General features: G+C 43.2%; 10 protein-coding genes and 2 tRNA genes. 8 read left to right on the forward strand and 4 right to left on the reverse strand.

Features of this window, described 5'->3' with window-relative positions:
* Entirely contained in the window at positions 1-231 is a 231-nt protein-coding gene (locus HMPREF0847_RS05200; RefSeq protein WP_008809144.1) for a DUF1858 domain-containing protein, read from the reverse strand.
* 255 nt (positions 232-486) lie between these two features.
* Between HMPREF0847_RS05200 and HMPREF0847_RS05205 the strand changes: the two genes are divergently transcribed.
* The 4 genes from HMPREF0847_RS05205 (at position 487) to HMPREF0847_RS05220 (ending at position 6220) form a co-directional block, all read left to right on the forward strand.
* Complete coding sequence (locus HMPREF0847_RS05205; protein ID WP_008809145.1) at positions 487-1914, forward strand: helix-turn-helix domain-containing protein; 1428 nt, start codon at positions 487-489, stop codon at positions 1912-1914.
* Positions 1915-2071: 157 nt separating this feature from the next.
* On the forward strand, positions 2072-3580 hold the full coding sequence (gene glpK, locus HMPREF0847_RS05210; RefSeq protein ID WP_002896985.1) for a glycerol kinase GlpK: 1509 nt from the start codon (positions 2072-2074) through the stop codon (positions 3578-3580).
* Between the two features lie 41 nt (positions 3581-3621).
* Positions 3622-5448, forward strand: a complete 1827-nt coding sequence (gene glpO / locus HMPREF0847_RS05215) for a type 1 glycerol-3-phosphate oxidase (RefSeq protein WP_008809146.1) — start codon at positions 3622-3624, stop codon at positions 5446-5448.
* A 67-nt stretch (positions 5449-5515) separates the two neighbouring features.
* A complete protein-coding gene (locus tag HMPREF0847_RS05220; RefSeq protein ID WP_008809147.1) occupies positions 5516-6220 on the forward strand; it encodes an MIP/aquaporin family protein in 705 nt (234 codons plus the stop codon).
* Between the two features lie 184 nt (positions 6221-6404).
* Here HMPREF0847_RS05220 and rlmD read toward each other — a convergent pair whose 3' ends face one another.
* Positions 6405-7775: a 23S rRNA (uracil(1939)-C(5))-methyltransferase RlmD gene (gene rlmD / locus HMPREF0847_RS05225; protein WP_020992689.1), complete on the reverse strand. Its 1371-nt coding sequence runs from the start codon at positions 7773-7775 to the stop codon at positions 6405-6407.
* A 55-nt stretch (positions 7776-7830) separates the two neighbouring features.
* Between rlmD and HMPREF0847_RS05230 the strand changes: the two genes are divergently transcribed.
* From HMPREF0847_RS05230 to HMPREF0847_RS05245, 4 genes are all read left to right on the forward strand, one after another.
* Positions 7831-8607, forward strand: a complete 777-nt coding sequence (locus HMPREF0847_RS05230) for an aminoglycoside 3'-phosphotransferase (protein ID WP_020992690.1) — start codon at positions 7831-7833, stop codon at positions 8605-8607.
* Positions 8608-8633: 26 nt separating this feature from the next.
* Positions 8634-9410 (forward strand): recombination regulator RecX, encoded by a 777-nt coding sequence (recX, locus tag HMPREF0847_RS05235; RefSeq protein ID WP_008809150.1) that lies wholly within the window; start codon positions 8634-8636, stop codon positions 9408-9410.
* Between the two features lie 89 nt (positions 9411-9499).
* On the forward strand, positions 9500-10033 hold the full coding sequence (gene ntdP, locus HMPREF0847_RS05240) for a nucleoside tri-diphosphate phosphatase (RefSeq protein WP_008809151.1): 534 nt from the start codon (positions 9500-9502) through the stop codon (positions 10031-10033).
* A 115-nt stretch (positions 10034-10148) separates the two neighbouring features.
* Entirely contained in the window at positions 10149-10466 is a 318-nt protein-coding gene (locus tag HMPREF0847_RS05245) for a DUF960 domain-containing protein (protein ID WP_008809152.1), read from the forward strand.
* Positions 10467-10565: 99 nt separating this feature from the next.
* Here HMPREF0847_RS05245 and HMPREF0847_RS05250 read toward each other — a convergent pair.
* Positions 10566-10639, reverse strand: a tRNA-Pro gene (locus tag HMPREF0847_RS05250).
* Between the two features lie 28 nt (positions 10640-10667).
* Positions 10668-10741 (reverse strand) — tRNA-Arg (locus HMPREF0847_RS05255).
* Positions 10742-10830: the final 89 nt, after the last annotated feature.

Genomic DNA, 10830 nt, shown 5'->3' on the forward strand with positions numbered 1-10830 from the left:
CTAAATCCCCACCACTTCATAGCCATTTAATTCTAGGGTTTGCTTGATTTTATTAAGGTCAATGCCGTTCATACCAGCGCCTTTTTTGATAGAAACCACGCGCCCGACTGTATTGCGCATAACGGGATTGGCCAGAGGCGTAAAGCCCAACTCGACCAAAACATCCAAAACCTCAGGCTGCTTCTCAATCACTTCTGCCACTGGGATAGACAAATCAATCGCATTATCCATAACTGCTCCTTCATCGTCATTTTTCTACAATTATACCATAAAAAAGCTATCAGACTCAAAGCAAAAAAAAGCAGGAGTGTCTGCTCCTCTTACGCTTGTTCAAAAGAAATGGAATAGCGAATTAAGATAGACATAATGACAGACTTCTGCCTTCCATTATTGACCCAGGCAACGATAAGAAAAATTGAAGCACATTGTTTCTTCTTTTTCCTATTTTGTGTTAAGCTAAGACTAGTGAATTGAAAGGGTTTTCGTATGTATCTAGCAGACTTAATGGAAAAGAGTGAAGCGGGACAGTTTATTGTCCTATCTTATTTACAGCAACATTCTACATCCAGTTTGAAGGACGTTATGTCTGAAACAGGCTTCTCAAAAGCAACCTTGACCAAGTACATTAGCCTGATAAATGACAAGGCTAGCGACCATCAAGTAGCCTTATCCATCCAGCTTCAGGACGAAACGCTCGGTCTATCCGTCGGACCTGATACCAAAGGTCGTGACATTCGCAGACTTTTCTTGGGCAATGCTGTCAAATACCAGATTTTAGACTACCTGCTCTACCATCAGCAGTTTTTAGCCCATCAATTAGCCCAAGAGCTCATGATCAGTGAAGCAACACTCGGCCGTCATATATCTGGTCTAAATCAGATTTTATCAGAGTTTGAACTATCTATCCAAAATGGCCGCTTGAAAGGACCTGAGCACCAGATCCGCTACTTATATTTCTGCCTCTTTCGCAAGGTCTGGTCCAGCCAAGATTGGGAGAAAGAACTTCAAAAACCAGAAAGAAGGAAGGAAGTTGTCGTCTTAGAAGAACTCTGCGGAGCCCAGCTCTCTCAAGGCCAGCGATTGGACTTGGCCCTTTGGACACATATCACCCAACAGCGCCTAAGAGTCAATGCCTGTCAATTCAAAGACATTGAGCAGAAAATGCAGGGCTATTTTGAAAATATCTTCTACCAGCGCTTGCATCGCAGGACAAATGATTTCTTTGCTGGACAGCACATCACTCTGAGTCAGGAAGACGGGGAAATGATGATTTTCTTTTCATTTCTGCTTTCCCATCGGGTTCTACCCTTGCACACCATGGAGTATATTCTGGGCTTTGGCGGTGAAATTGCCAGTCTGATTACGCAACTGATTCAAGAGATGAAGGGCCAGAACTTGCTAGGGGACTATATTGAGGATCAGGTGACCTACGAACTAAGCCAGCTCTGCGCCAGTGACTTTCTTTTCAAAGGCTATCTATTGCAAGACAAATACAAGCACAACTTGGAATTGCGCCACCCATACTTGTGGAGCGAATACGATTATCGACAAGTAGCAGACACTATTTTTAGCAAACTGCCTATTTTTCAGCAGGGAACATCTCTGGATAAAAAGGTTTTGTGGGAATGGCTCCAGCTGATGGAGTACATTGCTGAAAACGACGGTCAAGTCATCAAGATAGGCATGGACTTGATAGATAGCTTTATCGTTGTTTCCAGTATGACGGCCATTTTAAGACGGTATTTAGAGTACAATCGCTTTATTACGATTGAATCCTACGATCTTACCAGAAATTATGACCTCATCATCACCAACAATCCTATTCATCAGGCCCAGCAAGTTCCCATCTATTATTTAAAAAATGACTTGGATTTGGAAGATTTGGCTCAAATCCGTCACATGATATTTCATTGAGAAACTTGGAGAAATCCAGGTTTCTTTGTGATTTTCGCACAATCTCCTCAATTTTTTTAAAAATTTAAAAAAAGTTGATGAAAAAGAAAGCGTTTTATTTTATATACTAGTTACTGTAGAGGAAACATCCTCAAGATTTTTACTAGGAGGACAGTTCATGTCACAAGAAAAATACATCATGGCCATCGACCAAGGAACAACTAGTTCACGCGCCATCATCTTTAATAAAAAAGGAGAAAAAGTTAGCTCCAGTCAAAAAGAATTTACTCAGATTTTCCCTCAAGCTGGATGGGTTGAGCACAATGCCAATGAAATTTGGAACTCTGTGCAGTCCGTTATCGCCGGTGCCTTCATCGAAAGTGGAGTCAAACCTAACCAAATCGAAGCCATCGGAATCACCAACCAGCGTGAAACAACTGTCGTCTGGGATAAAAATACAGGTCTTCCTATCTACAATGCTATCGTTTGGCAATCTCGCCAGACTGCTCCTCTGGCTGAACAGCTGAAAAGCCAAGGCTATGTGGAAAAATTCCATGAAAAGACTGGTTTGATCATTGATGCTTATTTCTCTGCTACCAAGGTTCGCTGGATTTTGGATCATGTAGAGGGAGCGCAAGAAAGAGCTGAAAAGGGTGAATTGCTCTTTGGTACTATTGATACCTGGCTGGTTTGGAAATTGACTGACGGTGCGGCTCATGTGACCGACTACTCAAATGCAGCCCGTACCATGCTCTATAACATCAAGGAACTCAAATGGGACGACGAGATTTTGGAAATCCTTAACATTCCAAAAGCTATGCTTCCAGAAGTTCGTTCCAACTCTGAAATCTACGGCAAGACTGCTCCATTCCATTTCTACGGTGGAGAAGTTCCAATCTCTGGTATGGCTGGTGACCAACAGGCAGCTCTCTTTGGACAGTTAGCTTTTGAGCCTGGTATGGTCAAAAACACTTACGGAACTGGTTCCTTCATCATCATGAACACCGGTGAAGAGATGCAGCTGTCTGAAAACAACCTCTTGACAACCATCGGCTACGGTATCAACGGCAAGGTTTACTATGCTTTAGAAGGTTCTATCTTCATTGCCGGAAGTGCCATTCAATGGCTGCGCGACGGTCTTCGGATGGTTGAAAATTCACCAGAATCTGAAAAATATGCCCTAGATTCTCACAACAATGACGAAGTCTATGTCGTACCTGCCTTTACAGGTCTGGGCGCTCCCTACTGGGATCAAAATGCACGTGGATCTGTCTTTGGTTTGACCCGCGGAACCAGCAAGGAAGACTTTATCAAGGCTACTCTGCAATCCATCGCTTACCAAGTACGCGACATCATTGATACCATGCAGGTGGATGCCAAGACTGCTATTCAAGTCCTCAAAGTCGACGGCGGTGCTGCTATGAACAACTTCCTCATGCAGTTCCAGGCTGACATTTTGGGAATCGATATTGCCCGTGCTAAAAACTTAGAAACAACTGCTCTCGGTGCAGCCTTCTTGGCAGGTCTGTCAGTAGGCTACTGGAAAGACTTAGACGAACTCCGTACTCTCAATGAAACTGGAGAACTCTTTGAGCCGTCTATGAATGAATCTCGCAAGGAACAGCTCTACAAAGGATGGAAAAAAGCCGTTAAAGCAACTCAAGTCTTTGCAGAAATCGACGACTAATACTGAAAGAATAACGCGACTTAATTAGAAAGTGTGTAAATATGGAATTTTCAAAGAAAACACGTGAATTATCGATTAAAAAATTGCAGGAACGCACCTTGGACCTCCTGATTATTGGTGGGGGGATTACCGGTGCTGGTGTAGCCTTACAAGCAGCTGCAAGTGGCCTGGAGACTGGTCTGATTGAAATGCAGGACTTTGCTGAAGGGACTTCTAGCCGCTCTACCAAATTGGTCCATGGTGGCCTTCGTTACCTCAAACAATTTGACGTAGAAGTGGTCTCAGATACAGTTTCTGAGCGTGCCGTGGTACAGCAAATTGCCCCTCATATTCCAAAACCAGATCCTATGCTACTTCCTGTTTATGAAGAAGAGGGCGCTACTTTCAGTCTCTTCCGCCTCAAAGTGGCTATGGACCTCTATGACCTCTTGGCCGGTGTCAACAACACTCCTGCTGCCAACAAAGTTTTAAGCAAGGAGGAAGTGCTAGAACGGGAACCTGAACTCAAGAAGGAAGGTCTGGTTGGTGGCGGTGTCTATCTTGACTTCCGTAACAACGATGCGCGTCTCGTGATCGAAAACATCAAACGTGCCAATCAAGACGGTGCTCTCATTGCCAACCATGTCAAGGCAGAAGGCTTCCTCTTTGACGATTCTGGAAAGATTACAGGCGTTGTTGCGCGTGACCTCTTGACGGATGAAGTCTTTGAAATCAAGGCTCGCTTGGTCATCAACACAACTGGACCTTGGAGCGACAAGGTACGCAATCTGTCAAATGACGGTGAGAAATATTCTCAAATGCGTCCAACCAAGGGTGTCCACTTGGTAGTTGACTCTAGCAAGATCAAGGTTTCTCAGCCAGTCTACTTTGATACAGGCTTGGGAGACGGCAGGATGGTCTTTGTCCTTCCACGTGAAAATAAAACCTACTTTGGTACGACAGACACTGACTACACTGGCGACCTAGAGCATCCAAAAGTGACTCAGGAAGATGTGGATTACCTCTTGGGCATTGTCAATAATCGCTTCCCAGAAGCAAACATCACAATTGACGACATCGAAAGCAGTTGGGCAGGTCTGCGTCCTCTGATTGCTGGAAACAGTGCTTCTGACTACAACGGCGGAAACAACGGTACCATTAGCGACGAAAGTTTCAATGCACTGATTGCGACTGTTGAAAGCTATCTTGCCAAAGAAAAATCCCGTGAGGATGTCGAAGCGGCTGTTACCAAACTCGAAAGCAGCACTTCTGAAAAACACTTGGACCCATCTGCAGTTTCACGTGGTTCCAGCCTGGAACGTGATAACAATGGTCTCTTGACTCTTGCTGGCGGTAAAATCACAGACTATCGTAAGATGGCGGAAGGTGCTATGGAGCGTGTCGTTGACATCCTCAGAGCAGAATTTGACCGCAGCTTCAAACTCATCAATTCGAAGACCTACCCTGTTTCAGGCGGAGAGCTCAATCCAGCAAATGTGGATTCCGAAATCGAAGCTTTTGCTCAACTTGGTGTCTCACGCGGCTTAGACAGCAAAGAAGCCTTCTATCTTGCAAACCTTTACGGATCAAATGCTCCTAAAGTCTATGCCCTCGCTCACAGCATTGAACAAGCACCAGGTCTTAGCCTAGCGGATACCTTGTCACTGCATTATGCTATGCGTAATGAATTAGCTCTCAGCCCAGTTGACTTCCTGCTTCGCCGGACAAATCACATGCTCTTTATGCGAGATAGTTTAGATGCTATTGTAGAACCTGTTCTGGATGAAATGGGACGATTCTACGACTGGACAGAAGATGAAAAAGCAGCTTATCGAAATGATGTTCAAGCTGCCCTTGCAAATAACGATTTAGAAGAATTAAAAAAATAGAAAATACGAGAAGAGGCGGTAGACCAAGAACTGTCAGCCACCCCTTCTTTTAAATGGAGTAATATAGATGATGAAAGAAATATTTGGCGAATTTTTAGGAACACTGCTCTTGCTCCTTTTGGGAAATGGCGTAGTTGCAGGTGTAGTTCTTCCCAAAACTAAGAGCCACAATTCAGGTTGGATTGTGATTACCATGGGATGGGGGATCGCTGTTGCCATCGCTGCTTTTGTATCTGGCAACCTTGGCCCAGCCCATCTGAATCCGGCCCTAACTATCGGAGTCGCTCTGAAAGGTGATTTGCCATGGGCATCTGTTTTTCCTTACATCCTTGCTCAATTTGCAGGAGCTATGGTCGGACAGTTCCTCGTCTTCCTACAGTTCAAACCTCACTATTTGGCTGAAGAAAATCCAGCTAACGTTTTGGGCACATTCAGCACAGGCCCAGCTATCAAAGATACCTTCTCTAACCTGATTAGCGAAATCCTTGGAACTTTTGTTCTAGTGCTGACTATCTTCGCTCTTGGACTTTATAAGCTACAAGCAGGCATTGGCACTTTTGCAGTCGGAACATTGATTGTCGGGATTGGTCTTTCACTTGGTGGAACAACAGGCTATGCCCTCAACCCAGCTCGTGACTTAGGACCTCGCATCATGCACAGTCTTCTTCCCATTCCAAATAAAGGTGATGGTGATTGGAGCTATGCTTGGATTCCAGTTATCGGACCAATCATCGGTGCCGTCCTTGCAGTCCTAGTCTTCGGTTTATTCTAATATAACTGATTGCCATTGGAGAACACTTAACGAGTGTTCTCTTTTTATGACTAATTAATTAGGTGTGGACTAATCTTCCTATAAAACCATTGCAATTTTGACAAAAGAAAAGACTTAGTCCTGTATTAGAGAAAACTAAGTCCTTTTTAGAATGATTTTGTTAGCTCTTGCGAGCTGCTTACGATTAACTCGAACGAGAGCTATCTCGCTTGGATAATTTCACCACTGCCTCGGTCCGAGCGGTATGCGGAAACATATCAACCGACTGGATATAGTGAACATCGTAGACCTGAGAGAGCTTGACTAAATCCCGAGCCAGAGTTGAGACATTGCAGGAAACGTAGACCATCTTCTCAGGTGCATAGCGGACAATTGTCTCCAGCAGCTTATCGTCCAGACCAGTTCGTGGCGGATCGACAATCAAGGCATCCGCCCGAAAACCCTCAGTATACCAGCGAGGAATAATCTCCTCTGCCGTCCCAGCCTCATAGAGTGTATTATCAAATCCCATTCGTTTCGCATTACGCTTAGCGTCTTCAATGGCCTCAGGGATGATATCCATACCCCGCAGAGACTTGACCCTTTTAGCAAAGGCAAAACCAATGGTCCCCACTCCGCAATAGGCATCAATCAAATGGTCTTCTTTCGTCACATCCAGCGCCTTAACCGCCTCCCCGTAGAGCACCTCTGTCTGCTCAGGATTGAGCTGATAGAAAGCTCGAGGCGATAGGGAGAACTCATAGTCCAGCACTCCTTCTTGGATGGCCTTCTCGCCCCAGATAATCTCTGTCTTATCCCCATAAATCTCACTGGACTTGCTCGTATGATAATTGACTGCTATTGTTTCCAACTCAGGAAATTCAGCCACCAGGTCTCGGACGACTGGAGAAAAGTCTAGCTTGCGCCCTGTCACAAAAATCATCTGCACCTGTCCCGTCTTTCTGGCCCTGCGAATCATAACGGTACGTACTCCAGCAGTCTTCCTCTCATCATAAATAGGCAGCCTGTACTTGCCTAAAAGCCGAGCCACCTTATTTATGATCTGTTGCGTCACCTTGTCCTGAACCAGACAGTTTTTCAGCGAGACCAGATAGTGGGAATTCTGGGCATAAAGCCCCGCCTTGACCTCATCCTTAAATTTCCGAGTCTGAAACTGCAGTTTAGCCCGATAATAGAGTGGCTCCTGCATACCAATAGTCGGACGAATCTCATAGTTCTCATAGCCTGCTGGCGCAAATTTTTTCAAGGCCTGACGCAGCAAATCTTCCTTAAACTCTAACTGCTTGTCATAGTGGAGGTGCATGATTTGACAGCCCCCGCAGCTATCATAAATCTCACAAGGCGCCTCCACCCGAAATTTCGACCGTTTGTTAATTGTCAAGAGCTTGGCCTCGATGAAATTACGCTGAACTCTAGTCACCTGACAGTAGACTTCCTCACCCTTCAAAGCCCCAGGCACAAAGACCAGCGTTTTCTTATAAAATCCAATCCCTTCACCATTAATCCCCATTTTCTTAATTTTCAAAGGGATTCTTTGATTCACTTTCACATTCATGCTTCTATTATACCACGCTGCCTCGCATTAGTTGAGAATATGTTACAATAAAAGTATGAAATCAAAAAAAATATCCCTTCCACTAGACCATTTCCCTGAGCAAATACGAACTTATCTAGAGGGAGCCAATTTTTACGACAGCTCCTCACATTCTGGAGCCAGTGTTTTCTATGCCGATACGGGCTATTATTTGAAAATCGATCAAAAAGGCCAGTTAGCACAAGAGGCCACACTTGCCAAGTGGTTTGAAAAACAAGGGCTCGGTGTGTCTGTCATTCACTACCTAGCAGCAGATAAAGACTACCTGCTGACTAAAGAAGCCAAGGGCAAGGACGCCCTCACCTTTCTCCAACAGCCAGAAGAACTTTGCCAAACGATGGCTGTCACACTCAGAAAACTTCACAGCCTCCAACCCCAGCATTTCCCAATTCAGCATCGCCTCCAACACTATAAAGAGCAAGCAGAGCATAATTATCGGAAAGGCTGCTTTTATCAAAAAGCCTTGCTGCCTCAATTTCACATCTCAAGTCGTGAGGAAGCCTACCAGCTTATCCAAGAGCAGGGACACTTACTGACGGTGGATGCCTTGATTCATGGAGATGCCTGCTTGCCTAATTTCATTCTGAAAGACGCAGCAACCTTCTCCTGCTTTATTGACGTTGGTCTCGCTGGCCTCAGTGATCGCCACATTGACCTTTACTGGGCCATCTGGTCTCTTACTTATAATTTATCTGACCGTCAATATGCAGAGCTCTTTCTTGACTACTATGGCAGGAAGGATGTTGATACAGACAAACTGCGCTTGATAGCTGCCTTTGAAGCATTTAGCTAGAAGAAAGGATTCTACCAAAATCCCCTATGAAAATCACAAAAATCGAAAAGAAAAAAAGACTCTACCTCTTGGAGTTGGACGACAGTGAAAAGCTCTATATTACAGAAGACACCATCGTCCGATTCATGCTGTCTAAAGGAATGGAAATCACAGAGCAAGAGCTAAAAAAAATTCAAGACTATGCCCAATTTTCCTATGGCAAAAACCTAGCCCTCTACCATCTCTCCTTTAAGCAAAGAACTACTAAGGAAGTTAAAGACTACTTAACGCAGCACGACATCCAACCGGAAACCATCAGCCAGGTCTTGGACAATCTAAGAAAAGATAATTGGATTAATGATAGAAAGTATGCTAATTCTTTTATCCAATCCAACCTTCTCACTGGTGACAAAGGCGCTTTTGTTCTCAAACAAAAGCTCACGCAAAAAGGAATTTCTAGCACTATCATAGAAGAAGAATTGAGCCAGTTTGATTTCACTGAATTAACAGACAAGGTTGCCCAAAAGCTGCTCAAAAAATACCAGGGAAAACTGCCCAGCAAGGCCCTACAAGAAAAAATTCTTCAATCCTTGATAAACAAAGGTTTTTCATATAGCCAAGCCAAAACCGCCTATCAGCATTTGGACATCGAAGAAGACCAAGAGAACCAAGAAGAGCTACTCTATAAAGAGTTAGACAAGCAATACCGCAAGTACTCAAAAAAGTACGACGGCTATGACTTAAAACAGCGTCTGACCCAAGCACTAGCTCGCAAAGGCTATGATTTCTCTGACATTGCTAGCGCTCTGAGAGATTATTTCTAAAAATTTTAGGGAAAAACTTAGAATTATTCATGAAAATATGATACAATAATTAGTGATAAACTTTAAAAATTGTAGAAAGTTGGTAAAAAATGAGACTTCCAAAAGAAGGCGACTTTATTACAATTCAAAGTTATAAGCATGATGGTAGCTTGCACCGTACATGGCGCGACACCATGGTACTAAAAACAACAGAAAATGCGATTATTGGGGTAAATGACCATACTCTTGTTACGGAGAGTGACGGACGACGCTGGGTGACTCGTGAACCAGCAATCGTGTATTTTCATAGGAAATATTGGTTTAATATCATTGCAATGATTCGAGAAAATGGCACATCTTATTACTGCAATCTAGCCAGCCCCTACTATCTCGATAGCGAGGCTTTAAAATACATTGACTACGACCTAGATGTAAAAGTCTTTGCTGACGGAGAAAAACGCCTGCTAGATGTAGAAGAATACGAACGCCATAAGAAAAAAATGAATTATTCAAGTGACTTAGATTATATTCTAAAGGAAAATGTAAAAATTCTTGTTGATTGGATCAACCAAGAACGTGGACCATTTTCGCAAGCTTATGTTAACATTTGGTACAAACGCTATATTGAACTAAAGAATCGCTAAAGTTGTCAAAAGAGCTCATGCTCTTTTTGTTTTCCAAAAATGAAAAGCAATTTCTTGCAATCTAAGCAATTTTTCAGTATCATAAAGAAAACAATTTACGAAAGGATCAGTTAATATGGCATTTACCAACACTAAAGGACGATATGCTAGTTTTGGAATAGTTACTAGTTTACCAGATGAAGTCATTGATACATTTTGGTACATTATTGATAACTTCCTAAAAGATACATTTCCACTAGAAAATCTCATCCAATTCGAACTTCTTAATAATAATGGAAAACTAACTTATCGATTTTCTGAAGCTCATCTTGATACACTGATCTCCTTCGATTTCACATATAAATTCAATCCATTCTATCCTCGAACTATCTACATTACAGATAATAATGGAAAAGAAACGATTATGTTAGCAGATGAATACTCAATCATGTAATAAACAAATCTATTATGAAAAAAGTCAATTGAAGTTTCTTCAATTGACTTTTTTTTAAAATAAAAAACTAAACCATAAGTTAGCCCAAATTAAATACAATCGGGAAGACAGGATTCGAACCTGCGACACCTTGGTCCCAAACCAAGTACTCTACCAAGCTGAGCTACTTCCCGTCGTGATCGAATATCTCCTATCACTATATGCACCCTAGAGGAGTCGAACCTCTAACCGCCTGATTCGTAGTCAGGTACTCTATCCAGTTGAGCTAAGGGTGCTCATTATTATATATGCCGAGGACCGGAATCGAACCGGTACGATCGTTTCCAATCGCAGGATTTTAAGTCCTGTGCGTCTGCCAGTTCCG

This window comes from Streptococcus sp. 2_1_36FAA, assembly GCF_000161955.2.
GTDB classification, from domain to species: domain Bacteria; phylum Bacillota; class Bacilli; order Lactobacillales; family Streptococcaceae; genus Streptococcus; species Streptococcus gordonii.

What these genes read in the sequence shown, in the direction of transcription:
- HMPREF0847_RS05230 (WP_020992690.1), top strand. Translation starts at nt 7,831, where the DNA reads ATGAAATCAAAAAAAATATCCCTTCCACTAGACCATTTCCCTGAGCAA.
- glpK (WP_002896985.1), top strand. Translation starts at nt 2,072, where the DNA reads ATGTCACAAGAAAAATACATCATGGCCATCGACCAAGGAACAACTAGT.
- HMPREF0847_RS05220 (WP_008809147.1), top strand. Translation starts at nt 5,516, where the DNA reads ATGATGAAAGAAATATTTGGCGAATTTTTAGGAACACTGCTCTTGCTC.
- ntdP (WP_008809151.1), top strand. Translation starts at nt 9,500, where the DNA reads ATGAGACTTCCAAAAGAAGGCGACTTTATTACAATTCAAAGTTATAAG.
- rlmD (WP_020992689.1), bottom strand. Translation starts at nt 7,775, where the DNA reads ATGAATGTGAAAGTGAATCAAAGAATCCCTTTGAAAATTAAGAAAATG.
- recX (WP_008809150.1), top strand. Translation starts at nt 8,634, where the DNA reads ATGAAAATCACAAAAATCGAAAAGAAAAAAAGACTCTACCTCTTGGAG.
- HMPREF0847_RS05205 (WP_008809145.1), top strand. Translation starts at nt 487, where the DNA reads ATGTATCTAGCAGACTTAATGGAAAAGAGTGAAGCGGGACAGTTTATT.
- HMPREF0847_RS05245 (WP_008809152.1), top strand. Translation starts at nt 10,149, where the DNA reads ATGGCATTTACCAACACTAAAGGACGATATGCTAGTTTTGGAATAGTT.
- glpO (WP_008809146.1), top strand. Translation starts at nt 3,622, where the DNA reads ATGGAATTTTCAAAGAAAACACGTGAATTATCGATTAAAAAATTGCAG.
- HMPREF0847_RS05200 (WP_008809144.1), bottom strand. Translation starts at nt 231, where the DNA reads ATGGATAATGCGATTGATTTGTCTATCCCAGTGGCAGAAGTGATTGAG.